27 protein-coding genes and 1 tRNA gene are annotated in these 24,861 nt (G+C 45.5%); 16 read left to right on the top strand and 12 right to left on the bottom strand.

All coding sequences use genetic code 11. From position 1 onward, the window contains the following. Nucleotides 1-83 precede the first annotated feature (83 nt). From HW988_RS13275 to HW988_RS13255, 5 genes are read right to left on the bottom strand one after another with little or no spacing between them, the layout of a single operon-like run. Entirely contained in the window at nt 84-1,163 is a 1,080-nt protein-coding gene (locus HW988_RS13275; protein ID WP_181604719.1) for a methyltransferase, read from the bottom strand. Beyond that, nucleotides 1,129-1,806, bottom strand: coding sequence for a polysaccharide deacetylase family protein (locus tag HW988_RS13270; protein ID WP_181604718.1), 678 nt, complete (start codon nt 1,804-1,806; stop codon nt 1,129-1,131). Before HW988_RS13270 ends, HW988_RS13275 begins: the two co-directional genes overlap by 35 nt. Beyond that, on the bottom strand, nt 1,807-2,325 hold the full coding sequence (locus HW988_RS13265; protein WP_181604717.1) for a beta-ketoacyl synthase chain length factor: 519 nt from the start codon (nt 2,323-2,325) through the stop codon (nt 1,807-1,809). It abuts the gene before it with no gap. Next, nucleotides 2,322-3,488, bottom strand: coding sequence for a beta-ketoacyl-[acyl-carrier-protein] synthase family protein (locus tag HW988_RS13260; protein ID WP_181604716.1), 1,167 nt, complete (start codon nt 3,486-3,488; stop codon nt 2,322-2,324). The genes HW988_RS13265 and HW988_RS13260 overlap by 4 nt, the downstream gene beginning before the upstream one ends. A 1-nt stretch (nt 3,489) precedes the next feature. Then, nucleotides 3,490-3,765, bottom strand: a complete 276-nt coding sequence (locus HW988_RS13255) for an acyl carrier protein (protein ID WP_181604715.1) — start codon at nt 3,763-3,765, stop codon at nt 3,490-3,492. 52 nt (nt 3,766-3,817) lie between these two features. Here HW988_RS13255 and HW988_RS13250 point away from each other — a divergent pair, with 52 nt between their 5' ends. From HW988_RS13250 to HW988_RS13240, 3 genes are read left to right on the top strand one after another with little or no spacing between them, the layout of a single operon-like run. Then, a complete protein-coding gene (locus tag HW988_RS13250) occupies nt 3,818-4,444 on the top strand; it encodes an outer membrane lipoprotein carrier protein LolA (RefSeq protein ID WP_181604714.1) in 627 nt (208 codons plus the stop codon). Beyond that, entirely contained in the window at nt 4,432-6,630 is a 2,199-nt protein-coding gene (locus HW988_RS13245) for a hypothetical protein (protein ID WP_181604713.1), read from the top strand. The genes HW988_RS13250 and HW988_RS13245 overlap by 13 nt, the downstream gene beginning before the upstream one ends. Beyond that, entirely contained in the window at nt 6,627-7,169 is a 543-nt protein-coding gene (locus HW988_RS13240) for a hypothetical protein (protein ID WP_181604712.1), read from the top strand. Before HW988_RS13245 ends, HW988_RS13240 begins: the two co-directional genes overlap by 4 nt. Here HW988_RS13240 and fabG read toward each other — a convergent pair. Further along, a complete protein-coding gene (gene fabG / locus HW988_RS13235) occupies nt 7,144-7,860 on the bottom strand; it encodes a 3-oxoacyl-ACP reductase FabG (RefSeq protein WP_181604711.1) in 717 nt (238 codons plus the stop codon). The two genes, HW988_RS13240 and fabG, sit on opposite strands and share 26 nt — an antisense overlap. A 30-nt stretch (nt 7,861-7,890) precedes the next feature. Between fabG and HW988_RS13230 the strand changes: the two genes are divergently transcribed. Continuing rightward, nucleotides 7,891-8,676, top strand: coding sequence for a lysophospholipid acyltransferase family protein (locus HW988_RS13230; protein ID WP_181604710.1), 786 nt, complete (start codon nt 7,891-7,893; stop codon nt 8,674-8,676). Between the two features lies 1 nt (nt 8,677). Further along, nucleotides 8,678-10,633, top strand: a complete 1,956-nt coding sequence (locus HW988_RS13225) for a DUF2062 domain-containing protein (protein ID WP_181604709.1) — start codon at nt 8,678-8,680, stop codon at nt 10,631-10,633. On the opposite strand, the gene HW988_RS13220 is transcribed toward HW988_RS13225, so the two are convergent. The 6 genes from HW988_RS13220 to HW988_RS13195 form a co-directional block, all read right to left on the bottom strand. After that, nucleotides 10,630-11,337, bottom strand: a complete 708-nt coding sequence (locus tag HW988_RS13220; protein ID WP_181604708.1) for a hypothetical protein — start codon at nt 11,335-11,337, stop codon at nt 10,630-10,632. The two genes, HW988_RS13225 and HW988_RS13220, sit on opposite strands and share 4 nt — an antisense overlap. Nucleotides 11,338-11,385: 48 nt before the next feature. After that, a complete protein-coding gene (locus tag HW988_RS13215; RefSeq protein ID WP_220128739.1) occupies nt 11,386-11,871 on the bottom strand; it encodes a hypothetical protein in 486 nt (161 codons plus the stop codon). 52 nt (nt 11,872-11,923) lie between these two features. Next, nucleotides 11,924-12,604 carry a hypothetical protein gene (locus HW988_RS13210; RefSeq protein ID WP_181604706.1) on the bottom strand — a complete coding sequence of 227 codons (681 nt, stop codon included), beginning with the start codon at nt 12,602-12,604 and terminating at the stop codon, nt 11,924-11,926. Between the two features lie 120 nt (nt 12,605-12,724). Further along, nucleotides 12,725-12,801: transfer RNA gene (locus tag HW988_RS13205), tRNA-Arg, on the bottom strand. 133 nt (nt 12,802-12,934) lie between these two features. Beyond that, on the bottom strand, nt 12,935-13,741 hold the full coding sequence (locus HW988_RS13200) for a hypothetical protein (RefSeq protein WP_181604705.1): 807 nt from the start codon (nt 13,739-13,741) through the stop codon (nt 12,935-12,937). Nucleotides 13,742-13,869: 128 nt separating this feature from the next. Then, nucleotides 13,870-14,754, bottom strand: a complete 885-nt coding sequence (locus tag HW988_RS13195; RefSeq protein WP_181604704.1) for a pirin family protein — start codon at nt 14,752-14,754, stop codon at nt 13,870-13,872. Nucleotides 14,755-14,832: 78 nt separating this feature from the next. On the opposite strand from HW988_RS13195, the gene HW988_RS13190 reads away from it, so the two are divergent. The 11 genes from HW988_RS13190 (at nt 14,833) to HW988_RS13140 (ending at nt 24,783) form a co-directional block, all read left to right on the top strand. Continuing rightward, nucleotides 14,833-15,606 carry an AMP nucleosidase gene (locus HW988_RS13190; protein WP_142700980.1) on the top strand — a complete coding sequence of 258 codons (774 nt, stop codon included), beginning with the start codon at nt 14,833-14,835 and terminating at the stop codon, nt 15,604-15,606. Between the two features lie 115 nt (nt 15,607-15,721). Continuing rightward, nucleotides 15,722-16,243, top strand: coding sequence for a hypothetical protein (locus HW988_RS13185; RefSeq protein ID WP_181604703.1), 522 nt, complete (start codon nt 15,722-15,724; stop codon nt 16,241-16,243). Between the two features lie 203 nt (nt 16,244-16,446). Next, on the top strand, nt 16,447-16,983 hold the full coding sequence (locus HW988_RS13180) for a hypothetical protein (RefSeq protein ID WP_246845657.1): 537 nt from the start codon (nt 16,447-16,449) through the stop codon (nt 16,981-16,983). A gap of 240 nt (nt 16,984-17,223) precedes the next feature. Further along, nucleotides 17,224-18,048, top strand: a complete 825-nt coding sequence (locus tag HW988_RS13175) for a trypsin-like serine protease (RefSeq protein WP_255490321.1) — start codon at nt 17,224-17,226, stop codon at nt 18,046-18,048. Between the two features lie 20 nt (nt 18,049-18,068). Beyond that, nucleotides 18,069-18,890, top strand: a complete 822-nt coding sequence (locus HW988_RS13170; RefSeq protein ID WP_181604701.1) for a trypsin-like serine protease — start codon at nt 18,069-18,071, stop codon at nt 18,888-18,890. Between the two features lie 31 nt (nt 18,891-18,921). Next, entirely contained in the window at nt 18,922-19,803 is an 882-nt protein-coding gene (locus HW988_RS13165; RefSeq protein ID WP_181604700.1) for a trypsin-like serine protease, read from the top strand. A gap of 196 nt (nt 19,804-19,999) precedes the next feature. Beyond that, nucleotides 20,000-20,443 carry a helix-turn-helix domain-containing protein gene (locus HW988_RS13160; RefSeq protein ID WP_142700975.1) on the top strand — a complete coding sequence of 148 codons (444 nt, stop codon included), beginning with the start codon at nt 20,000-20,002 and terminating at the stop codon, nt 20,441-20,443. A gap of 96 nt (nt 20,444-20,539) precedes the next feature. After that, nucleotides 20,540-21,745, top strand: a complete 1,206-nt coding sequence (locus tag HW988_RS13155; protein WP_255490014.1) for a S41 family peptidase — start codon at nt 20,540-20,542, stop codon at nt 21,743-21,745. Between the two features lie 222 nt (nt 21,746-21,967). Then, a complete protein-coding gene (locus HW988_RS13150; RefSeq protein ID WP_181604699.1) occupies nt 21,968-22,588 on the top strand; it encodes a hypothetical protein in 621 nt (206 codons plus the stop codon). A gap of 39 nt (nt 22,589-22,627) precedes the next feature. Then, entirely contained in the window at nt 22,628-23,839 is a 1,212-nt protein-coding gene (locus HW988_RS13145; RefSeq protein ID WP_181604698.1) for an RDD family protein, read from the top strand. A gap of 71 nt (nt 23,840-23,910) precedes the next feature. Next, nucleotides 23,911-24,783, top strand: coding sequence for a rhomboid family intramembrane serine protease (locus HW988_RS13140; RefSeq protein ID WP_255490013.1), 873 nt, complete (start codon nt 23,911-23,913; stop codon nt 24,781-24,783). Nucleotides 24,784-24,861: the final 78 nt, after the last annotated feature.

Here is a 24,861-nt window from a genome sequence, read left to right as displayed (position 1 = left end):
AAACTCCAAAATACGAATGAAAAATAATCGTATAATAACGATTTCAGTTAAACAACATAACTTCACGCGTTAGCGATAGAAAGCTATGCTGGTACGCATTTGAGGATGGTGTGATTCAAGCGAATGAATGGATGTTCTTCGACGATTTTCATCTCGGCTTTTTCAATCAGTTTATAAAATTCTTCGCTGCGATACATGCGGCTGTTTCCGTTCGCCATCACGGTGAAGTAAAGAGACGTCATATCCAGACAAAAACGAGCCGTATTGAATTTCTGATTGTCGGTGAAGGTCTCCATAATATACAGACTGCCGCCGGCACCCAATGCGGCACGTGCTTTTTTTAATAGCATCACTACGTCTTCGTCAGAAAAACAGCTTAATAGCTGACTCATCCAGATAACATCATGTCCTTGTGGAAGTGCCTCATCTTTTTTCAATAAATCGGTCACATGATAGTGTATGCGATCCGCCACTTGATTGCTGGACGCGTTGGCCTTAGCCATTTCAATTTGTCCTGGGTGATCGGCGATTGTGACATTCACCTCGTTGTCAAATTTTGTACACGCCACAGCGAACTTACCTGTATTCCCGCCGACGTCTAAAATTTTCTTTGGTTTATCTTTAAAGACAATAGGGAGCGCGCGAGGAAAGCTGTCGCTGCTAAAGAAATGGTCAAACTCAAACCAGCTTTGCTGAACTTTTTCCGGAAGGCTGGAAAGACCTTCATAAAGCGTTGACCAATTTCCGAAAACTTTAAGACCTGTTGGTGTGTTTGTCTCTAAAGCGTCTTTTAGATTGAACAGGCCTTGATAGCAAACGTCCTGGGAAAAGTTCATATTCACGCGCGTGATAGCGTCTTTTTCCAGGAACATTCCTGTTTGTGTGATTTTCCAGATTTTGTTTTTTTCTAACAAGATCCCAGAGCTTTCACCGGCATCCAGCAAAACATTCAAGCTGTAACGGCTGAGGTTTATTTTCTCAAGCATCGTGTCGGTGGAAAGACCCTCTGGGTTCTCGCAAAGAAGATTCAAGATTCCGAAGTCACGCAGGCACACCGCTGTTTGGAAAACAAAGGGCGCCATTGCAATAAATTGCGCCATAAATTTGGCATCCTGGGGAAGCAATTCTTTAGCTGCGGGCGTTGTTACGGGAGTGACTTGCATGCAAAACCTCTTCTTGTAAAACCGAATCTGACAAACACGCACAACGATATCCTTGTCTCTGGATATCTTGCAAATATTTGCGCAGGGTTTTCAAAAATAACTTCTGGCGCACAGTTTTTTGCCGATCATGCAGCAAAATAATGTCACCGGGTTGCAGACGCTGAAGGTTTGCTTGGGCTTTGTCTTCTGTGAATTCGTGAGCAGTGTCAAAAAAACGATGACTCCACAATATCAACGGGCATTGCAGCTGTTCCGCGGCTTTAACTAAAGGTGGAGTGATAACGCCTGCGGGTGGACGAAAGGCCTTATGGGGCTTGCCGGATAGATGATTCAAATCCGTCAGAGAATTTTCAATCCAATTTTTTACGTAAGGAGTGCTGCGAAAATAATTGCTGTAGGCGTGATCCAGCGAGTGAGTAAAAAGCCCATGGCCCTCGTTCACAATACGTTTCAAAATTTCGGGATGCTTGCGAGCTTCGTCGCCGATGACAAAGAAGCTTGCCTTGGCTTGCAACTCTTTCAGCAGATCTAAAACCTGGGGAGTAAGATCTGCGCTGGGTCCATCGTCGAACGTCAGATAGATTTCATTCTGTGCAGAGTGAATGCGTCTGACAATCAGTGGACTTTTGCGAAAGAAAAACATCTAGGCCCTTGCGTACAGATAGCTGGTCGCTTCATTTAAGTGTTCACCCAAAAAAGGGAACTTCTCCAGATAGTGTTCAGTGAGAGCATCCGGAACGCAATCAACAATGGAGATAAGGACATAGGGTGTCAGAGTCAGAAGATTTTTACCCATTTCGTGGGCGGAGTTCACGGTTTCCCGATCGCAGCTGACCGTCATGCAGGGACCGGTCAGTCCCAACTGAATACTTGCAAAACCCAATGTGGAATTATGCAGGCTATTCTGGAAAAGAATCGGACGGGGAGTTTGTGTCTCGTGGTAGGTATTTAAGAATTCCAAGGTCGAATTGACTTCACCAAAATGAGTTGCCACCACGAATGATACATCAGATTTGGAAACTCCCTCTGGCAAATTCTTTAAAACTTTTTCTGCCGTCAAAGTTGTGAGGGCCATATTCAGCGTCGCGCGACGATAGGATGGATCTAAAGAGTCCATATCAACATTTGCTGAGCGCAAAGTGATTTCACCCAAAAGTTTCATGCTTGCGCCTCCGCTGAATAAACGACAGCGGCATTGATTCCGCCAAAACCCAAACTGTTTTTTAGAAAGTGCGAATACTTGTGATTCACGGTCGTTTTGGGAATTTGCAGATGAATATTTTCATCTGCATTTTCAAAATAAGCTGTCGGAAGAATCTGTTGCTTCTTCATGGCCATTAGACCCATCGCTGATTCCAATGCGCCCGAAGCTCCCAAAGTATGCCCGTGACTGGATTTCGTCGAAGTCACGAAGGGATTTTGTGAAAAGAGCTGATTAATGGCTTTCGCTTCGGCCAGATCATTGGCAGGAGATCCCGTTCCGTGAGAATAAATCCACGCAATGTCGGAAGCAGAAAGCTCTGCATTTTGCAGCGCCATTTGAATCGCACGTTGCGATCCCAATCCTTCGGGGTGGGGGGACGTTGGATGGTGAGCATCCGTTGAAAGACCAACACCACTTACAAAGCCCCAGGCCTTTTCAGAACGAAGATCCCCGTGCTCCAGACACAGAAAAGCGCTGCCTTCACCCAGATTAATTCCCGTGCGGGCTTTATCAAAGGGCTTGGCATTCTCTTTTGAAAGCAGGCGCAGAGAGCCAAAGCCAACTCGCGTAAGATCACTTTGAATTTCAGTGCCGCCGACCACGCAGCGTTTCACTTTGCCTGTGCGAATCCAAAGAGTCGCCATGGCAATTGCTTGCAAAGACGCTGTGCATGAGGAGGTGATTAGGGAAACGGGTCCTTTGATTTCAAAAAACTCGGCAAGGCGCAAAGCGGGTGTTCCTAATGATTGATTGGCCACGCTGGATTTAATTTTCTCTAAGTCGTAGCCGTTCTTTTTATAGAACGGCAAATGCTTTTCCCACTGATCAATTTGTGATGTTGTAGAGGCGAAAATAAATCCTGTTTCTTTGAGATCGCCCTGGCTCCAGCCAGAATCTTGCAGGGCCGCACGCAGGCTGTGAACGTTTAGTAAAGAACAACGACTGTCGCGAAATTCTGCGGGGACGTTTTTGGAAATTTCCTGCCACTGTAAATCAGAAAGAGTGGCCAGTCCCGAATCAAGAATGGCGGAGGAGCCTTGGCTGATGGAGGCAAAGATTTCCTCTTTGTTTACTCCGTTAGCACAGGTAGCTCCCAGTCCGACAACCTTGATGGATTTCATGTTATTGGCTTTGCTTGGTTTCAATAAATTCGACGATGGAACCGATATTGCGGAAATGCTGAGCGTAAGATTCAGATTCGTTTAGTTTGATTCCAAAACTTGTTTCGAAATTCACGATCAACTCTAAAATATCGATTGAATCAAGGTTCAAGCCGCCTTGAGTGATCGCTGTTGTCGCAGTGACACTGGATTTATCGATGTGTTTCAAATTCAATGTTGTGAAAATGATATCGATGACCTTGGAAGTTAAATCATTTCGAACTTGTTCTTTTTCCATAGGCGAGATGATATATCAAATTGCTTCCAATTCAACTCGTTTGGAGTTTTTTATGAGAGTCTGTCCACAAATTCTATTTTTTCTAGTTTCCTTTGTCGTTGCTCAGATCTCCCTTGCTGCAACGCAAGACGCGGAGGCCTTGAAGGATCTGAAGTTGGCGGAGTTTACGAAACTCAGCGGACAGTTTAGGCAGTCCAAAAGTTTGAAAGAACTGGATGTGGAAATTAAAACCGAAGGGACCTTCCAGGTGTCGCGCCCGACGGTGGATACCTCTGTGTTTCACTGGAATATTGAAAAACCCAAGCCGTCAAATATTTGTATTGATCGAGTCGGCATCGTGGTGGACTCGGGAACTCCGCTGAAAAGAAAGAATTTGAAATTTTCAGAAGTGGGGCGCGAAGCCGGTGACCAAATCGCAAGCTTGTTAAAAATTATTACCATGAATCAGTCGCGAATTGTTGAAGAATTCAATATTCAAAAACAAGGTGGCTTGTTCCTGTTGACGCCCAAGAAGCCCGCTCAGGCCTTTTTTGAATCGTCCACATTGGAAATTGATAAAGCGGGTTTGGTTAAAAAAGTTTTGATTCTGGAGAAATCCAAAGATGAAATTCGCATTGAATTTCTGGGTATGAAAACGCAGAACTCCGCAGTTGCGAAAGATGAAAAATGCACTCGTTAAAGTTCATTTCTTTGGTGTTGTCTTTATTGACAGCCGTCTTCGTTTCTTCGGCTCAGGCTAAAATCGATGATTCGGTGGATATTTTCTTTCCGCAAAGTCTTAAGTACCTTCAGTACTCGCAAACCGAGTTTCCGGTATTCTGGTGGAATTTTATAGTTATCAATCCTCACGGCGGAAAAGCCGATTATGAAAAAGCGCAGTCGCTGTGTAAGGAACTGCAAAAGTTTCAAGGTAAAAGCGTCAAAAGATTGATCTGCGGTGATGACCTGGGGGGATTTACTGACACTTTGGAAGAGTGGTCCAAGGATCTGGTGTTGCGCGAAAACTTCCACGCCACACCGACATCACCTCAACAGTATAAAGAGGCGGTTCAAAGTGCGATGGCGGAACTTAGCTTCATTAGTTCTGATAAAAAAGATTTCTTTAATCTAAAACGCCTGGATCCGACGGACCAATGGCAGATTTATCTGCAAAAAAGTCAGGCCATGACGCCGGCGGCCTTCACCCGTGAACAAGGATTCTTGCTGGAGCCGAAAACGCAGCGTCTGGTGATTCCTTTGCAGTTTGCAGTGCAACCCAAAATGACCAACGTTCAAGATCTGATGGAAGATCTTAAGAAATTTGATGATGTTCATTTGGTCGGTGCTCATGGCGCTTCTTATTCCAATGAAAAACAAGTTCACGAAGACATGGAAATTGTCTCGTGGGTGGGAGTTGCTGTTCTTGTCGGCTTTATTGCCTTCCTGGTTTTAAAGGGGCGCGTGGGGGCATTGCTATTATTTCCGCCGGTGGCCATCGCCATGTTATTGGCTGGTTGGGTGACTGAACTTTTTTATGGCAGCATTCATGGTCTGACCCTGGCATTCGGTTCGGGGATCGTGGGACTTGCCGTGGATTATGGACTGCACGGAGCTTTCAATCAGGAATCGAAGCAAACCTGGAAATCAAATCTGGTCGGATTTTTGACGACGTTGGTGGGGTTGGGAATTTTGGCCTTTAGCGGAATTCCCCTGATTCGTCAGATGATGTTTTTTGGAACGCTGGGTATTTTGTTTGGTTTCGTCATTTTTTTTCTGTTGTGCAAATACCTTCCGCAGTATTTCACCTTGAAACCTATCGATTGGTATTTTCCAGATTTCCGTGTCAGCGGTATTGTGGTCTCTGTTTTGATTGTTTTGGGAATCGTCGGTTCATTCCGTGTGGATTTAAGTTTTGACCTGCGTAAATTCAACTATCAGTTGCCAGGGGATCAAGAAGCGACGAACTGGTTCTTCTCTCAAGGCGCTCGGCGTGAAACCTATTTGCTCTTGCATGAAGAAAAGGATCTTTATTTTAAAACCGATGAAGAACAGGCGTGGAGTGCAGCTCATAAAATTTCCTATGTGGGGTTAGGGGAGTATCTACCGCCGATCGACGCGCAAAAGGCGAATATTCAATCCTGGCAGGAGGGTGGCTGTAGTTACCTTCGTAAGAGTTTTTCTGCCAGTGAATCGAAAGTCTTTGCTCCGTTCCTGGATAATATTTGTGCCGATGACCATAAAGTTTTGCAGTTCGCAGATTTGGCGCGAAAAGACTATTTGAATCACTTGGTGGGACGTGGGCAGTTTATTTCCCTGTTTTTTGGCGAGACAGCAGCACAGAAAAATCTGATCAAGGAAAAATTCCCCCAGGCTCACTCTTTGGTGGATTCCATCAAAGGTTTTTCTGATTCTTTGGAGAGTGATTTAAAATGGATGATTCCGGTCGCGTTGTTGCTTTCGACGCTTGTGCTTTTTGTTTACTACCGAAATTTCTATTGGGTGGTGGCGGCGTACATTCCGTTTTTAAGTGGTTTGGGTTTGTTTTATATCGCGAATTTTTTTAAAGGCGGCTCCCTGGATTTGATTTCAGTTCTGGGGTTGTTGATGGTTTTTGGATTCAGTATCGATTACGGTGTCTTCGTGACAGACTTCTATGCGTTTAAGCAGCCGGAAGAAGAATACAACATCATTCAGTCTGTCTTGGGTTTGGCGGCGATGACCAATGTTATCGGGTTTTTCCCGATGGTCTTTGCCAAGCATCCGATCTTGCATCAATTGGGTTTTGCATTATTCTTTGGTACGGTGGGAACTTATCTGGGAACCCGCTGGGGGCTTAAAAAGTTCTTGTTGATGGAGCAAAGATTCATGAAAAGGTCTGAAAAATGAGAAAGTTGATTTTTCTGCCCTTTTTATTTTTGATGGCCTGCGCGAGTAAGCAAGTCGTGCCAAAGGGGCAGGGTCCGTTGCTTTTTCCTGATGGACGCTACTCTCAAGACGTGGAAGTCGAAGTTTCGATCTCTGAACCTGTCCAGAATTTTGATTTCAGCTGTATCGTTCAAAAGAAACCTTCTGAGATGCTCTTTTATGGATACAACTCCTTTGGCTTCTCGCTTTTTAAGATTAAAGAAATCGAAGGTCAGCCGATTCAGGCTGAAAGCACCATCGAGCAGATCAACCAGCATAAAGATTTTTTCGTAAAGATTTTTAAATTGGTTAAAACCATCGTGAACCTTAAAAAAGACGATCCACGCATCCAGAGCGACCAGGCTTACATTGATCAGGATGGCATCAAAGCGCACGTGACGTTTTCAGGTTATGACTCCTTAGGGATTCCACTGAATATGCTGGTGGAAACTAAGGGCCAATACGAAGTTAAAATTAAAACCACTTCTTATAAATTTATGATGGAAACAGACCACCGTTAACGCTGATGGTGTGGCCGTTCACGTAAGTGGCATCTTTCGAGCATAGGAACGAGACGACTCCAGCCACTTCTTCGGGATTTCCAAAACGTCCCATGGGGATTTGTTTTTTCAACATTTCCAGATGGGGAATGCTCGTAATCATCTCCGTTTCGATCAAGCCTGGCGCTACACCATTGACGCGAATTCCACGTGGGCCCAATTCTGCAGCCATGGTTTTGGTCATGGCAATCAAGCCCGCTTTGCTAGCAGCATAGTTGACCTGACCGGCATTGCCGGTTTGTCCCGCCAACGAAGAGATGTTCACAATGCAGCCAGCACGTTTCAATAAAAGTTTTTTTGCGCAGATTTTGGAAATGTAGAAGGGGCCAAAAAGATTTGTTTTCACGACTTTTTCAAAGGCGTCGTTGGACATCAATGCGGACATGCCATCGATATGCATTCCAGCGTTATTTACCAGGGTATGAACATCCACGTCTTTCAATGCGGCTTCAACCTGCTCGGCATCAGCCATATCGAATTGCAAAAGGCTGCTTTCTGGAGCGTGCTTCATTACCTCCGCCAAAGTTTCCTCGGCACCTTTGAGATTGGAATTGTAATGCACGCGGAGGTTGAATCCATCTTGTGCCAGGCGAATGGCAATGGCGCGACCAATTCCTGAAGAAGCTCCGGTGACAAGTGCAATTTTTGACATCTCAAGAAATCCTATGCTAGGGTGATTTTCATGCCGAACACTGTCAGTTATAGGTTTCATAGAATATTCTGGTCAATTTATTTTGCCCTGACGATTGGCGTGATCGGCGTTCTGTTCGGCTATTTGCTCACATTTGCAATTTATCTTGTGGCTTTCGTGTTCACTCCTTGGCGAGGGGCTTCGGATCGTATCCGCTATTTGGGAGAGTATGTGCAGTGTTTGGCGATTCGTTTTTTGCTTAAGATTCAGCCGTGGCTTCGTTGCGATACCAATTTGCATGATATCGTTGGATTTTATGACCGCTACAAAACTCGTAAAATTATTTTCGTCGCAAATCATCGCTCCAATCTGGATACTTTTTTGTTGATCTCCTACATACCTGGGCTGCGCGGTCTTGCGAAACGGTCCCTTTTTTATAATATCTTCTTTGCACCCTTCATGGTGGTGGCTGGATTTATCCCAGTTGAAAAGGGCAGCCCGAACTCCTTGCTGGTGGGATTAAAGCTTTTGCGTGACCGCTTGTTACTGCGAAATCGTTCGGTGCTTATTTTTCCCGAGACCACTCGTTGTGATAAAGGATTCCCTTCGGTGAACAAGTTTGGTTCCGCATTTTTTTCATTGGCCATTGAAAGCCAGGCGCTGGTGGTGCCTCTTTCAATTCAAGGTACGGACCAGGTGATGGGCCGCGGAGATCTGTTTATTCATCCTTTTCAACCGGTCAAAATAAGTTTGCTTCCGGCTGTGGATGCGAGCCAATACCGTGATGCTGTTCACCTGCGGGACAGTATCTGGGGCCAGGTAAAGGCGGCATTGTAGTATGAATTGCAGATTTGTTGTGGGGATTCCCGTTTACAATAATCCTAATACCGTGGTCGGCGTGATCGAGCGCTGTCTGGCGGAATGTGATTTTCCTCTTCTGATTATTGACGACGGCTCTGACATTCCGGTGGAAAGCCTTTTTAAAAACAAATATCCCGACAGTCATCCCCGAGTCAGTTTCGTTCGCCATACAGAAAATCAAGGGAAGGGTGTTGCCCTCCAAACGGGTTTCAAAGAAACTCTTCGCCGTGGATTCTCGCACTTTGTTGCAATAGATGCGGATGATCAGCACGATCCCAAGGATATGTCTTTACTGGTGCAATCGGCGCGCGAAAACCCGTGGGCATTGATTGTTGGTGATCGCGACATGCAAGTGGAGAATGTGCCGGGATCCAGCACCTTCGGTAAGAAGTTTTCTAATTTTTGGGTGCGTTATCAAACTGATGTGGGAGTGGCGGACTCTCAAAGTGGTTACCGTATTTATCCATTGTTCTTTTTGCAGAACATGAAATTTTTCTGCACCAAGTATGATTTTGAAATTGAAGTTCTGACCCGGTTGATTTGGCGAAATGTCGAGATCAAAAATGTTAAGATCTCGGTTAAATACTTTCCTCCGGAAAAAAGAGTCAGCCATTTTCATAAAATCAAAGACAATACACGTATCGCAATCCTGAATACGGTACTGACTGTCGCGGCATTGATGCGCGAACAGACTTCTCCGTTCCGCAGCTCTTTGGCATTTGCCGTGGGCGTGTTCATTGGGGCGACACCTTTGTATGGACTGCATACGGGGATTGCGGGCCTTTTCAGTTTCATCTTCCGTTTAAACTTCGTTTACATGTGGGTCGGAACAAATATCTCATTGCCTCCTTTCATTCCGTTTTTAGTTTGGGCATCAAAAGCTATTGGCGAAGGCATGATCGGGAAACACGACGACTCTGCTGCAGGTTTTTTGACAGCCTGGGGATTGGGATCCATCATTTTGGGGATGGGCTTAGGTGTGATCGCTTTTGCCGCCATGTACCTGCTAAAAACAGTCGGGCGCGAGAAAGCCGACGCCAAGGGGTGGTCTGGCAAGAATAAGAATGCGACTGGCATTATGATCATGCGCCTGATGCTAAAGACCCTGGGGCTGCGCTTTGCGTATTTCTTTTTAAATTTTGTAGTTTTCTACTACTATCTTTTCGCTCGCAAAACCCGTTTGTATTTCAACGAGTATTGGAAAGTGGTGCGCCCGCAATACAGCTGGTGGCAGCGCCAAAGAAAGATCTTTGCGCAATTGATGGTTTTTGCTCAGACGTTGGTGGACCGTGCTATTCAGCGTGAAAGCCAGGAGCTTGTCTTCGGTTATGAACTGGATGAAAGCGTTCAGGCTTTTGTGCAAAACGTGGAAACAAGTCCAAACGGACTGGTGGCCGTTGCGAGTCACGTCGGTGGGTGGGAACTTGCGATGACTTTCTTTGCAGGATTACCTTCAGAGAAAAAGATGCTCGCCGTGATGCATGGAATTCCGGGCCAGTATGCGCACCAGTCTTCTCAAAGCCGTAAGGCTGAAGTTGTATTTTTCAATCTCTCAGAAAATACGATTTTGAAAGTCAAAGATCATTTGAGCGAGGGGCACTTCGTCGGGATGATGGGGGACCGTCCGGTCAGTCGCAGTCTGGATTTGCGTTTATTCTTTGGCAAGCTGGCAGCCTTTGATACGACGCCCATGCGCGTGGCTTTAGCAAGTCAGGCCGAGATCTATTTTGTGTTTGCGTTTAAATCGGCAGATCTGAAGTACAAGGTTTATACATTTAAATCGGATTCTGTGGCGCATTTGCCAAAAGAAGAGCAGGTTGGGAACCTGCTCACTCAGTACGTTTTGCGCCTGGAAGAAGTCATGAATCAATACCCGGAACAATGGTTCAATTTCTTTAACTTCTTCTCAGACGCTCCAAAAATTCGGTCTTAGTACGATTTTACTTTTAAATCACCAGAGCCGGATTTCGCTTCAACTGAAAATTGAGCATCTTTGTTAGAGCCGAATTCGTTTTCCATGTGACCTGTGTAAGCCGTTAATTTTGCATTGATCTGACTGCCTTTAGGAAGAAGGAGCGTGGAATTTCCGCTGCCATTTTTGAATTCCAATTTTCCTTTTTGTGGCAAGGATGAATATTGCAAGGTCACGTTGCCACTGCCAGTTTTAAATTCTGTATCTCCCGTGATGCCTTTGATAACAGTGGTAGCAGCTCCGGTTTTACCATCAACACTGTCAAAGCTGCCATCCGCTATAAAGGAACCCGCACCCATTTTAAAGCTCAGGTGTCCTTGAGTGCCTTTGATAGCGACTTTTCCGGTCCCAACTTCCAAATCCAATTTTACCATTTTTGGAACTTTGATATCCATATCGACTTGGCAATCAGCTTTGCCTTTGCGTTTCACTTCAATGGATAGTTTTGTACCTGAGCGTTCTGCATTTACTTTGCACATGTCAGGCATTGTGTTTTTCGTGATTGTGACGATGGATTTTGAACCGTCGGCTGCGTTGATAGTCACTTCACCGTTGTAGTTTTCAACGGAAACCTTCGTCAGTCCATTGGCATCGAAATCACGCGAGTCTGCCGCATACGCGCCTTGAGCCGCGAGGCACGCAGCAATAATCAAAATCTTGTTCATAAGTTCTCCTTGTGAATTTAATCTGTCACAAGGAAGGACTTAGTGGGATTATTTTTTCTTAATTTTAAATTCAATCTGACGTTTGATCGTTTTGCCCAGATTTTCGCGGTTCACAACGAATGTCAAAGTCCACTCTTTGGCATCTGATTTGTCCAAAGTGATTTCCTGGGACTCTTCGCTCCAGTTCGTCGTATTTTTAGTTTTGTCTGTCGTCAGAGTATATTTGTCGTCTTCCTCTTCGTATTTGTCCGAAGCAGAAAGCCAGATATCACTTTTCACAGTGGCATCCGATTCTGATTTAAACACAAAGCCCACAGACGGGCCTTTACTTTTGGGATTTGTATCAGGATTTGCCGCACCAATTGTCACAGATTTAAGCTTGCAGTCCAATTGAAACGTTTGTCCTGCACAACCCGTGATTTCATATTTACCATAATCAGATTTAAAAGGCGGGGAAGGCATCTTGCCTTCATCAGCATGTGCAATAACAGAAACGGCAGAAACCGCAAGTACAGACAAAAGTGATTTCATCATAGACTCCTTATCCTTTTATGATGAGGAGTCTTGGCGAGTGTGTCAATTGCCCTTAGAATCCATCTTTCTTAAGATTCAAAAAGTCGATCCCTGGAAGTGGCATATCCAGCAAAAGATACTCAATCACGTCATCAATCGCTGTATCAGCCGTCACGGACAAAGACATTTTTTTATTAAGGTATGCGCCTTCGAAAGAGTAAGTTTTGTCTTCGTTCTTTTTGATATCAAGATCGATCCAGTAACCGTTCATGTAGCCTTTAAGGTAGTAACCCATTTTCGTAGGAATGATGTAAAGATCGGCCAATTCATTTTTATAGAAACCAGTGGCGCGGCCTTCTTTTTCATTTTGAGGAACATCGATACGCAAAGACGGGCGGTGGTTTTTGAAAACTCCCGCAAACCAGTGAGTGCCGTTGTTTGTGTGATCCACTTTCAAATCAACCACGCGCCCATCAAGTTGGCCTTTGAACAGCATTGTTGTGGGAGCATAAGAAATTGCCAAAGCAGACTTGCCATCTGCAGAAGTGATTTGCACGCTGTTTGCTTCAGTTTGGATCGCCAAAACTTTTTGCGCTGAACCTGTCGTCAAATTCCAAGTTTGTTGTTTTTCGTCGCTACGAATTTCCCAGTTGACTGAATCAGTGCCCCAAGTGCCGTGCACGTTGATAAAAGATGCCTGAGCCGTAACGCCAGCGAAAGTCATGAAAGCCATGATAGAAATCAGTTTTCTCATATATGCTCCTTAAAAATTTAAGACATATAAGAGCTATTTGGATTCATGAATGGGGTCAATTGAAACAGGTTTGAATATAATGCTGCAAGGGAAGTGAAAGCTGCAGCTTGTTGGGAAAAATGGTGCGGCTGGAGAGATTCGAACTCCCGACCCCCTGGTTCGAAGCCAGGTGCTCTATCCAGCTGAACTACAGCCGCACATCCACCGCAAGACTACCCATGATGCCTAATGTAAATCAAATGATACCGTAATGCGCCGCCGCGTCTTAAAGGTAAAAAAAGCCCCCGCGTTCGCAGGGGCTTTTGAGATTTTAAGTTTTTCGTACCCTCACTAAGGGCAAGAGAAATTAATGGTGTCTAAGGCGCTTTGCAATACTTCGCGCAGCGGTTGCATGTCTGCCACTTGGGGAATTTTTTCTGGAGGACAGCTTTTTTCAATCGAAATGATCACTTCGTAATGAGCCTTCGCCGTCCCACGGGCCACTGTACACATACTATTGGTACGAAGCTCAGCAGCATATTTGTCCATCATTTTGTTACCCAGGGCACCCAAAGCGGCGTCGGTACAAGCAACGCGTTGACCTTGAATGGCTCTTAAGAATTCAGCAGGAGGAGGAGTGACAGGGCCTAATGCGCCAACTGAGGAAGAAGAGTTTCCACTAACGGATGATGATCCAGAGTTTTTTCCGGAATTATTACCGGATTTAGTAGCATATGGATTTTTTGGAAGTGACGACTTCATTTCATTGTACATCTGAACATGCTGATCGCATTCCTTTTTGAATTTGCGGCAACCGTCATAGTCGGGTGTTACGCCCACATGAGATACTGAAAGGAAAACAGGCTTAGCCACACCGTTTTTAATTTCCATAACCCATGGATAATTATTGCCTGAAGAATAGCGCATGAAGTAGGAGGTGGATGAATTCACTTCAAACATCAAACCATACCCCTCAGCTTTGTTGCCGACGCATTTGCCTTTCCATACGGCACCTTCTGGATCGGGTGTGCCTTGTTCATGGAAGGGCCATCTGAATTCACAACCATCAGGTCTGACCATTTCGATGCCATAGTCGTAAACAGTCGCATTTGCTTTAAGAGCGCAAGCCATGATGAACAAAGAAATAAGAAGTTTCATAAAATCTCCTGATTATTAAAATAACGAAGCAGTTTTATCACAAAACCGCTCCGTCTTATTCATTACAGGAGCTCAATGGGAACTAACGGGAAATTTATTTAGAAGTGTCAGAATTTCTGACAGTTTTCCTATGTTTCCGGCAAAGGAATGATATCGGGCTCGCCTGGGACTTGGGGAAACTCTAAACTTGCCCATTTCGCTTTGGCGACTTCAATCTTTTCCTTTGAAGAGGAAACAAAATTCCAATAAATATGGCGAGGCTCTGGAAAGGGAGTGCCTCCCAAAACAATAAACTGACAGTCTTCGGCAGCAAACACATGTAAGGCCGAGCCTCGGTTTAAGACCACAAAATCATCAGGCGGAATGACCTTTTCGCCCACTTTAAGACTGCCTTTTATAATATAAAACGCCAGCTCGTCCCCCTTGGGATCAAAGTAAAATTCTTTGTCCTTTTTCAAGTGAACATCCATGAAAAACAGGTCAGAAAAAACTTCGACAGGGGATGCGTGATCCAAAGCCGCCCCAGCAATCATCACCACATCGGCGTCTTTCACTTTAAAGCGGGGGATGGTGGCTTTCGGATGATGGTTGAAGCTTGGCTTACGATCTTCTTCAGCCAGCGGTAGGGCCACCCAAAATTGCAGCAAGTGCAAACGATGAGGAATGTCTTTCAGGTGTGCTGGCGTGGTTTCGGAATGGGAGATTCCCTCGCCCGCCGTCATCCAATTCACATCCCCGGGATTCAGTAATTGTTTGTTCCCGAGGCTATCGTGGTGCAGAACTTGTCCCTCTAAAAGATAACTTAATGTTGAAAGCCCAATGTGGGGATGAGGACGCACGTGAATTCCCTGCTGTGGAGCGAATTCTGTTGCGGGAAAATAATCGAAAAAAATAAATGGTCCGACCATGCGCTTCTTAGCGTAGGGAATCATACGATGCACTTCAGAGCCGCCACCCAATGAAAGTAGACGCGGAGGAATCTCCATTAGAATGCTGTTTTCAGTGACGCTCATATAATGCCCCTTTTCTGTGCGGTAAAAGCATGCTATCCTTGATCAATTCATCTGACGATAGAAAAGTTAAGGATAAGAATGAAAACAAAAAAGGAAATCGTAGATAACTGGCTGCCTCGCTACACAGGTGTCCCTTTGAATGAGTTCGGCCACTATATTTTGCTTACGAACTTTGGCAATTACGTAAAAATGTTTGCAGAAAAATTTAATGTTCCGGTTCAAGGATTGGACCGTCCCATGCAAAGTGCAACGGCGGAAAACATCACGATCCTTAATTTCGGCATGGGATCGGCGCTGGCTGCGACGTGTATGGATCTTCTCTCTGCCATCAACCCTAAGGCCGTTTTGTTCCTTGGGAAATGCGGTGGTCTTAAAAAGAAAAATCAATTAGGTGACTTTATTTTGCCCATCGCTGCGATCCGCGGCGAGGGAACAAGTAATGAATACCTGCCAGCTGAAATTCCGGCTCTGCCATCTTTCCGTATGCAGCGTGCAGTTTCTTCGATGATCGCGAAACATAACTGCGATTATTGGACAGGCACAGTTTACACGACGAACCGTCGCGTTTGGGAACATGATGAGCAGTTCAAAGAATACCTAACTAAAACCCGCGCGATGGCCGTGGATATGGAAACGGCGACGATCTTCGTAACTGGTTTCGTAAATGAAATTCCGCGTGGAGCATTGTTGTTGGTGTCTGATAACCCCATGATTCCTGACGGTGTAAAAACCGAGGAAAGCGACAAGAAAGTAACGACGAATTTCGTCGACAAACATTTGAACATCGGGATCGACGCTCTTCGTGAACTACGAGATTCGGGTGAATCCGTTAAGCACTTGCGTTTCGATTAGCGGGCTTAGACTCCGGAGCAGTCGGAGTAGCTTGTGTTTTCCAACAATCCATCCTTTCAGTGATTGAAAGGGACGCTGGTTTTTTATTTTCTTGTGAGAATAGGAGGCCAGCGCCATGAAATGGATTGTACTTATTCTGACTGTTTTTTCCCTGTCTTATTCCCACGCCGAAGAAGATCTTCCGTTGCCATTACCGGAGGACCCAGGTCAAGAGCAGCCGACTCCTCATCCACGTCCGCAACCTCCGCCATATCCTGCACCAGAAGACCCGCAACCGCCGCAATATCCCCAGCCTCCCCAAGGGCAATCTCGGGATTACAGTTTAGGGGCAGGGGATACGGGACGCTTTAAAGAACGCACCTTTACTTTTTACCCAAACAGCTCCTGGAGACGTGTTACACGAGTAGGACTCACGGGAACGCGCAATAATGTGAAAATTAAATCTGTCGATATTATGTATGCCGACTATCCAGACACACGTTTTGAGTACAATTTAGTCGGTGAATTAGTGGCCGGATCATCCCGTAATGCCTATTTAGAAGGACGTCCGATCTCAGCAATTCGCATCACTGCGACCAATAAATACTTCTGGAAAAAACCCGGTGGTTTCAGAGTAGATGTGACTGCTTATAAATAGTTTTTGCTTGTAAAATAGGCACGCAGGGTCGACGAAAAAATCCGAAGAGAGTTTCGGCTTTGTAGAGACGATCCTGTGATTTTCACCTTTTTTCACGCAATTAACATATTGTGTCATCGTGAAAGTTGCGATATAACTCATCCCACTTTCAATCAGTGTTTTAAAAGATATGTACTGTACTTGGTACTTGGGGGAGGCTCGCTTTGATCAATCCAGGCAATAATATGGCTGAAGAAATTGATTCTGATTTGGATTCTGACCTTGATGAGAAGAATACCAAAAAAACGTCAGCATTCGATATCGACGTAGACGAAGAATCAGAAGCTGCAGTATTAGCGGGACTTTCTGACAACCTTCTTGGTGAAGGTGAAGAAGATGACTTGAACCTTGATGATGTTGAAAACATCCTTGAGCTTCCAGACACAGGTTTCCCAAAATTCACTTTGGCAAAAAATAAAGCTCGCTTCTTGCGTATGGTGAGCTGGTACCGTGGTAAAGAAGAGTGGATCGAAGTTGCTCCATTGTCTGGCGTAACGAAACTTTTCAAGACACAAACTAAAGAGCTAGAAGGCATCCGTTCTTCTAAACTTGATTACGAAATGGAACTTGAGACTGGAACTTTGACTCCTTCTCAAAGATCTTACCGCCGCGACGAACTTAAAATGTGCCGCGTGCAAGAGAAAATGGCTGTTCACTTGATCTCTAAACTTCAAGTGAAAATCAAATCCGGCCGCAGATAATCGAGAATCAAAAATCGAGAATCGAAAATAGAAAAAGACCGCTGCGAAGCGGTCTTTTTTTTTGCCTTTTTCCCGGCTTAAAAACTGTCTAATAGTTTGTCGGGGGAGTTGGTAAAAGCTTCCTTCTTTTCAGGGGCATGTCGTCTCAACTCCTATATAATCCTGCTGACCATTAAAATTCTGGCCCGGATTTCGCTTAAGTGAATTTATCATTTTTTACTTGGAGTTATTTGCGTGAAGATGTGGATGCTGCTTCCTCTTGTTGCATTGGTGGCCTGTTCGAATAAGAACTCAGGTCCTTCGCCGGCTGTGCATGGGGAGAAGATCATCAATGGACAGACAGCAGCGTTCGACGGGGATCTGTCGCGATCGACTGTGGCGTTGGTGATGGTTGATGCGGATCGCACGAAGTCTTTTTGTACGGGTACGTTGGTTTCTAAGGACCTGGTTGTGACGGCAGCTCACTGTGTGGATCCCTTGCTGTCGGGATATCAAGTTCAAGTATCTTTTGGATCTGAAACTTATTCTTCCAAAAATGAAGGTGAGCTTAGGGAGATCGAAAGAGCTTATACGTATGACATGGTTTATCCGCCGCATGGGATGACCGATGCCATGCGCTCTATTAATGAATTAAAAGACGTGGCTTTGATTAAACTTGTGACTCAGGCGCCAAAGTGGGCGGTTCCTGTTCCTATATTGGGATCAGAGTCTTCGTTGGCTGCGGATCAGGAATTGTTGATCGCGGGGTTTGGTCGTACACAAGAGGACCAACCAGCGATGTCTAAATTTTTGCAATGGACAAACGTGAATATAGTGAAAGTTGAAGATCGTCGTATTGAAGTGGATCAAACCAAAGGCACAGGAGCTTGTTGGGGAGATTCCGGTGGGCCGGCTTATTTAAGAACGGATAAAGGCTTGGTTGTTGTGGGTGCCACCAGTGGTGCCGCCTACGGTGATCAGGATTGCCATCATAATGTGGTGTATGCTTCTCTTCCGGGGTTTCGTGATTTCTTGGAGAAAGTTGCGAAAGTTCTGGGTGGCGAAGCTTTGGTATTTACGGAATAAAAATTTAAAAAGGAACATTTATGAAGAAACTAGTTTTAATTCCGCTGCTCGCACTTGCAGCCTGCACAAAGAATAATCCAGAAGTTGCAAACATCGGTGATGCGAAAAAAGCCGCTATTATCAATGGTTATGATGTTTCAGATAATGAAGCCTATGCAGCTTCAACAGTAGGACTGGTCGCGCAAACTCGCGAAGGCAGTCTTGCGGCTTATTGCACGGGCACTTTGATTTCTCATGATTTAGTTGTTACAGCGGCTCATTGTGCTGAGGTCTTCGAAAGAGCTCCGACGAAAATTCTGTTTGGTGCGACTCTTCCTTCCGATTGGAATGATCCACGTTTGGTAGAAATTGAAGAAGCCATCAGTCACCGTGATTTCGGTATGAATGAACGCACTCAGCGTACGATTAATGACGTTGCTGTGGTGAAATTGTTGGGTGGAGCTCCTCAAGGTTATATTCCAGTTCCTATTTGGGACGAGGGACATGCATTGAAACCAGGTCATGCCATGACATTGGTTGGCTGGGGTCGCATGTCTGAAACGAAAACTATTAAGACGACGGTTTTGCAGAAAACAGAAGTTGAATTCGTACAAATCCGTGACCTTGATATTGTTGTCGATCAAACGCGTGGCTCAGGCGCATGTAACGGGGATTCTGGCGGTCCTGCATACATCGAAACATCGATGGGGTTGATCCTGGCTGGTGCGACTCGTGGCCCCGAGACGGGATATGTTGATTGCCATAACTACGGCAATTATACACTCCTTGTTAACTATAAAGACTTCTTGAATTATGCAGCTGAAACAATGCAAGGTGATTATCCGCAATTTGTAAGCCCTTAGGCTCGCGAATTTTAACTTGATGAGGAATGCTTTGAGATCATTATCGTTAATTATAGCGTTGATCCTGACAGCAGCTTGTTCCAGACAAGCTCCTCATCTCTATTCCTCTGCACAGATCCACTCTCAAGATTCAATTATTGGTGGCGAAGCTGTGAAGTCCTCGGACTTCGCACGTTCGGCAACTGTGGCCATATATACAACAAGCCGTCGCGGTTTGGAATTTCTCTGCACTGGCACTTTGATTTCTAACAATCTGGTGGTGACAGCGGCTCATTGTATGCAGTCGGTTTATACGATCGTGTATGTGAGTTTTGGAGAAGAACTTCCTAAATCCACTTTGTCGATGATTCGTGTCGAAGAGTTTATTTCTCATCCTGATTACGGGAATGTTCAAAAACCCGGAGAGGACACGGAACTTTACTGGACGACGGAGCACGATCTTGCGCTTTTAAAATTAAATACGAATGCGCCGATGGGCTTCTCTCCCATAGCCATCCATGGGGACACGGATAAAATTCCTTTGAAAAGTAAATTGCTCCTGGCGGGATTTGGAACGACCAATGATGAAAAGGGCACTGCGGCTCTTTCAATGAATCAAGTCGAAGTGACTCTGGATTCGTTAGTCGACGATTATTTGGTTATAGATCAAACTCAGTATAAGGGTGCTTGTTTCGGTGACTCGGGTGGCCCTGCGTATTTGCAAACGGCACAAGGGTGGGTAGTTGTTGGAGCGACTCATGCAGCACGCCCAGGTTACTTTGATTGCCATCACAAAAGTGATTACACCAGTCTTTCTAAATACAGCGCCTTTATTCAAAGTATGGCTGACGAATTACGGGCAGAAGCCCCCGTTTTTGTGACGCCTGTTGAGACATTAAAACGTCCAGTGCGTCCGCCGATCGCGATCCAGTAACGACCATTTTTACGTCAAAATTCACAAATTTTAATGCAACTGGTATTTTCGTACCCGTCAAAAGTCTAGTGATTTGGCGCCGTTAAAGTGTCTCAAAAAAAAATTGCAACTAGCCCTAAATTCTCACGATGAAACGCCGATAGGTACAAAGTGAGTCAAATATGATTGCAAATTGTTTCAAATAGGGAGGACAAGAATGTCACGCACAGTAATGATCGTGGTGAGCGATAACCAGGAAACCGTAGAAAACGCAAAGAAGTACTGGGAGCAGCACGATGTGACAGTTCAGGCTTATTCTTCAGCTCAATGGAGAGAAGGTCTTGATAATGCATTTTTCAGACAACAGCTTTCAGCTGGTGTTCCGGCTTTGATCTCTGGCAACAGCCCAGTGACGACTGATAACTCAGGTCACGGTAACTTGATCCAGTTCCCAACGCCGACTGCAGCATCTACTAACGTTCAAAAAATGGAAGAGATGGAAGCACACGCAATTGAGAACGCTATCGCTCAATACAAAGGCAACCTGACTGAAGCTGCTAAAGCTTTGGGTATCGGTCGCGCGACTTTGTACCGCAAAGTTAAGCAATATCATATTGATCCTTCTGCAGCTCGCAAGAAGAAAACTGTGGTTGCCGCTTAATTTTCGAAAGTCTTCGGCAATGGAAGTTGCTTAATGGACAATGGAAAATTGGAAAAATGGATTCCGCAAGGAGTCCATTTTTTCGTCAAGGATGAAATGTTAAATAGAATCGCCGCCGTATTTTTAACTCTGGGGTTTGCTTACGCAGCTTTCCAGCTGACGATGAATCAATCGTTTGTGAATCCGTACCCCGTGGTGTGCGACTTGGTTCTGGATAAAATCTATCTCCCGAACAAGGAGATTTCCCAGTGGCATCGACAATGTATGCAACGCAGTCAGATGGTCACTCCCTATACCAAAAAGAATCTTATTCTTCGAGATATCAATAATACCCTCAGCACCCTGCAGGTCTCTCACTTGGAAATCTATGATGCCCCGGAAGTTCGCGGTATCTGGAAAGGTGAAGTGAAGGAGACGGGGCTTAGTGGAGAGTTCGTGGATAGCGAACTTGTCGTGTTTAAAGTTTTCCCCCAATCACCGGCCGAGCGATTGGGTTTTAAAAAAGGTGACGTTATCGTCACGATCAATGGTGAACAACCAAGTTCTTGGGCGATGGAATCCGAAGCGGGCGACTATCAGGTTCACCGTGGGAATGATGAATTCACATTGAAACTTCATCCCGGCGTCGTGAAGCGTGACGAAAGCATGCAGATCACCAGGGTTTCAGACAAAATGGCTCTTTTAGAAGTTCCTTCATTCCGTGCCGAGTTTTTTAAAGACGAAAAAATAAAACCGATCGCAGATGAACTTAAAAAGTATCGCTCGGTGGTTATAGACTTAAGAAACAATGCCGGCGGCAATTTCGTAGCGGGCTTAAGATTCTTGTCGATGTTTATCTGTGAACCCACTCTGGTGGGGAGGCTGGAAAAACCGAAGTCGAATTTAGGCAAAGCGGAAATGCCGGATATTTTAAATGACGAAAAACAACTTGAGATTTTAGAGAAAAGCCGAGAAGTAAACTTAAGGACATTCCGCTCGGCAAATTGTTTTGCGGGCAGTTTGAAAGTCTTGGTGGACGGCAGAACTTCATCGGTAGCGGAGATGGTGGGCCAAGCACTTAAAGAGTATAAAGGGGCACCACTTCGCGGGGCTCCTTCGCGCGGGCAACTTTTAGTGGGCGTGTGGTATCCGATGGATGAGCTGGCGCCGGGAGTACAAATTTCTATTCCGGAAGCACTGTACATCAGTGGCAAAGGTCATCGTATCGAAGGCCACGGGGTGCAGTTAGATAAAGTACTCTACTATAATCTGCCGCAAATGCAGGCTGGCATTGATTCCTGGGTAAAATCTTACCAGGACTAGAGTCTGAAGAGTGGGGCTGGACCTGATTTTTGCGATTCGATATGAGACGATCATTGTGAGACGTCAACCAAGTTTTGTGCGTCTGTTTAATCGGTTATCGGTCATACTGAGTCTAAGTGAATTAAAGTACCGCCCAAGCGGCACGCCCTTCGCAGGGTAGCCTTTGAATGATCTACAAGCCAGCGTTGCTGGTTTAAGTTACTTTGCGATGGAGAACCAAACATGGGGAATGCAAAAGTGATAGAGTTTCCTAAAGACAAATCTTTCCGTAAAAGATTCCAGGACAAAGTCCAGGAGCAAAAAGCTGTCCTGGTACTATCTATCGCCTCTGTGGCCTTGATGACGGTCTTCGTTAACCAATGGTTGGTCGATAATTCTGAAACAGCTCTGGGGGCTCGTGGCAATCGTGGTATCGCTAGCTTCGAACCGGGTGTCTTTGCCCGTGACGTGAAGTGGGAACACGAAATCGCTAAAAAACTTTCTTCCGAAAAAACATCTTTCGTTGCGGCCTTGGCGGAAAAGCCAACTTTGCGCGATGATTTGATTTTTGGTTATCTGGAAGGCAAATACGGCATGAAGATCTCTCAAGGTAAAATCGAGAGTCTGGAATTCATCGACGCTCAAGCCGGTGAGAAAGCACTTGCGATCAGCAACAAAGCCAGTTTCCTGACGAAATATGCGGATGCATTCGGATTGGATTATTCAGAAGTAAGTCCGGTTCAGACGGCGGATGCCTCTGAACAAGTTTTCAACCTCATTGACGACTCCAAGACTATCGTAGGCAAAGCGCACTTTGGAATCGACTCTGAAGGTCGCGTTCACTCTCTGAGATTTACTCAATAAATCCTTTAGTCCTTTCTGTCCCAGGCCGATACGTTCTGTATGCTATTTCCAGATCTATCGGCTCCAGAAATCAATAATTCCAAACAGTTCAAGCAGGAGCCTGCGATCGCATTTGTTATGGATCGTTTCCTTGCCTTCGTTCTGGATTTTTTGATCTTTTCACCAGTCATCAGTCTTTTGGTGTCGGGCCTGGTTCGTCAGGCAAAAACTTTCTTTCTGCTGAACTCCCGTTCTGAAGAAGGGATTGTGGCGGCGTTATTGATCATGGCGGTGTCTGCAGTTGCTGTGATTTTGTTGCAGGCAGCTTTTCTATATTTAATTCAAGCGACTCCCGGTCAGTTCTTTTTGCAAATGCGTGTGGTGTCGTATCCACAACAACAAACGCGTCTGACATTTTCTCAGTGCCTGGTGCGCTCGGTACTGTGGTGTGCTTCCTTTGCGCTCCTCGCAATTCCATTTTTAGGAATTGCCGCTCATCCCTTGCGTCGTGCCTTCCATGAAAAGGCTTCTGATACCATGGTGATCACTTTGAAGAGCCGACATGATCGTGGTCCCGCACCGCATGAGCAGCGTTTGATCACCTCGTGGATGCAGTTAAGTTTTGCAATGTTCGCCTTGGTCGGTTTTTTGGGCCTAATGAAGAGTTATCACGGATTGACAGCAGGTGAGTATCAAGTGGCCGCTGGCAGCAGTGATGCCGCTTGCAAAGAAATCAAAGATAAAGAACTCATGGGACCACAACGTCTGGATGCTGCTTTGTCTTTGTTTTTGCTGAAAGAGATTTCTGCAGATTGCTTGCACAAAGAAGCTGAACTTTCATTATGGGGAGATCCGGTAAACTCGCAGACGATGGCCTACTTTGCCAAATTCTTGCTGAGTGAAGGTGCGGACCGTGTGGATTATCTTAAGAAAGTTTGTGAAGAAAGAACCTCCACGGGCTGTGTGTTGGCGCAATATCTGGATCATCCCGAAGACGTGCAACTGACGGATGCTTCTGAAAAACTTTGGGTCACCCAGGTTTTGGAAGCGGATCAGCGTTATAATCAACGCGATTTCGAAGGCAGTCTTGAGTTGATCGAGGAACTGCAATCTGTGACCGCTTTAAGACAGGCCATGGATAAAAAGTATGTCCGTTCGATCTGGGCTTTGCAAAAATCCATGGGGCATAAAAAGGGCGGTCGTGTTCCTGCGAGTGTTCATGGTGGGAAACTTTGGCTTGAGGACTTTAAGGAAAAATACGGTGTTCAATGATCGTACCTTGTCCTGAAGACCTTAGACAGTTTCAGCGCTTTCCTTTAACGCTCACTCTTGCGGCGTTGAATGTGTTCATTTTTATTTTGATCTTTAGTGGCGCAGGTAGTGACCTTTCCAACAATCGCCTTTTTGATTTAGAAGGGATGACCCTGACGGGCCGTCTTTATTATCAACACCTGCAAAATCTGCCTCCAGAAACCTTGGCTGAAACTCCGCAGTGGGTGCAGCAGGTAAGTACTTCTAGCAGCGAACAGCTGGCGATTTTAGGGGCCTATGCCCTTCGCGACTCCCAGTTTCTAAAGGACGGGGAGCTTCGCAATTACAAAGGTGATCAAGTGCAGATCGCAACTTGGAAAGAAGACTTTAAAAAATTCCGCACCGATTATAAAAAGCAGCTGCTATTTCGCTTTGGTTTAAGCTCTGTTGAAAAAGGTCCTCTGTCGTGGGTGACCTATCAATTTTCGCATTCCAATTGGATGCACTTGTTTTCTAACTTGCTGTTCCTGGTAGTGATGGGAGCTGCGGTTGAAGGCTTGGCAGGAAGTGCTGCGCTTTTGGTGGTGTATCTGATTGGGGGCTTTGCAGGTGGCTTGGGCTTCTTGCTGTCTCAAGGGCAAGGGGTTGTTCCGATGGTGGGGGCCAGTGCCTCTGTGAGTGCGCTGCTGGCGTTTTACTGTGTGGCTCAGGCCAAGGCTCGTGTTCGTTATGTGTACTTTATCTCGCCTTTGCCAGAGCATTATGGTGCGATTTTTTTACCGACCCTTTTGATTATCCCTCTCTTTTTAATTACTGATCTGGCTAATCTTTGGTCAGCTCCGGAAGGTTTAGGAACGGGGGTGGCTTACGCGGCCCATTTGGGCGGCAGTCTTTTCGGTATCTTAGGTGGCTTTGCCTATCGACAAGGAGTCCTTTCAAGGGGCTCTTCCTTAACACAACCCTGACCGGGAATTTCTTATAGCCCCATTGACATATGTGCACTGATCCAGCAAAAGTGGTCAGCGACAGAGGCTGAAAAATCA

The organism is Bdellovibrio sp. KM01, from assembly GCF_013752535.1.
Taxonomy (GTDB): domain Bacteria; phylum Bdellovibrionota; class Bdellovibrionia; order Bdellovibrionales; family Bdellovibrionaceae; genus Bdellovibrio.
The sequence above is the reverse complement of the archived record's forward strand: the minus strand, read 5'-3'. Positions and strand labels throughout refer to the sequence as shown.

Excerpts from the sequence above, each read along its gene's own strand:
- HW988_RS13275 (WP_181604719.1), bottom strand. The coding sequence starts at position 1,163 with ATGCAAGTCACTCCCGTAACAACGCCCGCAGCTAAAGAATTGCTTCCC.
- HW988_RS13270 (WP_181604718.1), bottom strand. The coding sequence starts at position 1,806 with ATGTTTTTCTTTCGCAAAAGTCCACTGATTGTCAGACGCATTCACTCT.
- HW988_RS13265 (WP_181604717.1), bottom strand. The coding sequence starts at position 2,325 with ATGAAACTTTTGGGTGAAATCACTTTGCGCTCAGCAAATGTTGATATG.
- HW988_RS13260 (WP_181604716.1), bottom strand. The coding sequence starts at position 3,488 with ATGAAATCCATCAAGGTTGTCGGACTGGGAGCTACCTGTGCTAACGGA.
- HW988_RS13255 (WP_181604715.1), bottom strand. The coding sequence starts at position 3,765 with ATGGAAAAAGAACAAGTTCGAAATGATTTAACTTCCAAGGTCATCGAT.
- HW988_RS13250 (WP_181604714.1), top strand. The coding sequence starts at position 3,818 with ATGAGAGTCTGTCCACAAATTCTATTTTTTCTAGTTTCCTTTGTCGTT.
- HW988_RS13245 (WP_181604713.1), top strand. The coding sequence starts at position 4,432 with ATGCACTCGTTAAAGTTCATTTCTTTGGTGTTGTCTTTATTGACAGCC.
- HW988_RS13240 (WP_181604712.1), top strand. The coding sequence starts at position 6,627 with ATGAGAAAGTTGATTTTTCTGCCCTTTTTATTTTTGATGGCCTGCGCG.
- fabG (WP_181604711.1), bottom strand. The coding sequence starts at position 7,860 with ATGTCAAAAATTGCACTTGTCACCGGAGCTTCTTCAGGAATTGGTCGC.
- HW988_RS13230 (WP_181604710.1), top strand. The coding sequence starts at position 7,891 with ATGCCGAACACTGTCAGTTATAGGTTTCATAGAATATTCTGGTCAATT.
- HW988_RS13225 (WP_181604709.1), top strand. The coding sequence starts at position 8,678 with ATGAATTGCAGATTTGTTGTGGGGATTCCCGTTTACAATAATCCTAAT.
- HW988_RS13220 (WP_181604708.1), bottom strand. The coding sequence starts at position 11,337 with ATGAACAAGATTTTGATTATTGCTGCGTGCCTCGCGGCTCAAGGCGCG.
- HW988_RS13215 (WP_220128739.1), bottom strand. The coding sequence starts at position 11,871 with ATGATGAAATCACTTTTGTCTGTACTTGCGGTTTCTGCCGTTTCTGTT.
- HW988_RS13210 (WP_181604706.1), bottom strand. The coding sequence starts at position 12,604 with ATGAGAAAACTGATTTCTATCATGGCTTTCATGACTTTCGCTGGCGTT.
- HW988_RS13200 (WP_181604705.1), bottom strand. The coding sequence starts at position 13,741 with ATGAAACTTCTTATTTCTTTGTTCATCATGGCTTGCGCTCTTAAAGCA.
- HW988_RS13195 (WP_181604704.1), bottom strand. The coding sequence starts at position 14,754 with ATGAGCGTCACTGAAAACAGCATTCTAATGGAGATTCCTCCGCGTCTA.
- HW988_RS13190 (WP_142700980.1), top strand. The coding sequence starts at position 14,833 with ATGAAAACAAAAAAGGAAATCGTAGATAACTGGCTGCCTCGCTACACA.
- HW988_RS13185 (WP_181604703.1), top strand. The coding sequence starts at position 15,722 with ATGAAATGGATTGTACTTATTCTGACTGTTTTTTCCCTGTCTTATTCC.
- HW988_RS13175 (WP_255490321.1), top strand. The coding sequence starts at position 17,224 with ATGTGGATGCTGCTTCCTCTTGTTGCATTGGTGGCCTGTTCGAATAAG.
- HW988_RS13170 (WP_181604701.1), top strand. The coding sequence starts at position 18,069 with ATGAAGAAACTAGTTTTAATTCCGCTGCTCGCACTTGCAGCCTGCACA.
- HW988_RS13160 (WP_142700975.1), top strand. The coding sequence starts at position 20,000 with ATGTCACGCACAGTAATGATCGTGGTGAGCGATAACCAGGAAACCGTA.
- HW988_RS13155 (WP_255490014.1), top strand. The coding sequence starts at position 20,540 with ATGTTAAATAGAATCGCCGCCGTATTTTTAACTCTGGGGTTTGCTTAC.
- HW988_RS13150 (WP_181604699.1), top strand. The coding sequence starts at position 21,968 with ATGGGGAATGCAAAAGTGATAGAGTTTCCTAAAGACAAATCTTTCCGT.
- HW988_RS13145 (WP_181604698.1), top strand. The coding sequence starts at position 22,628 with ATGCTATTTCCAGATCTATCGGCTCCAGAAATCAATAATTCCAAACAG.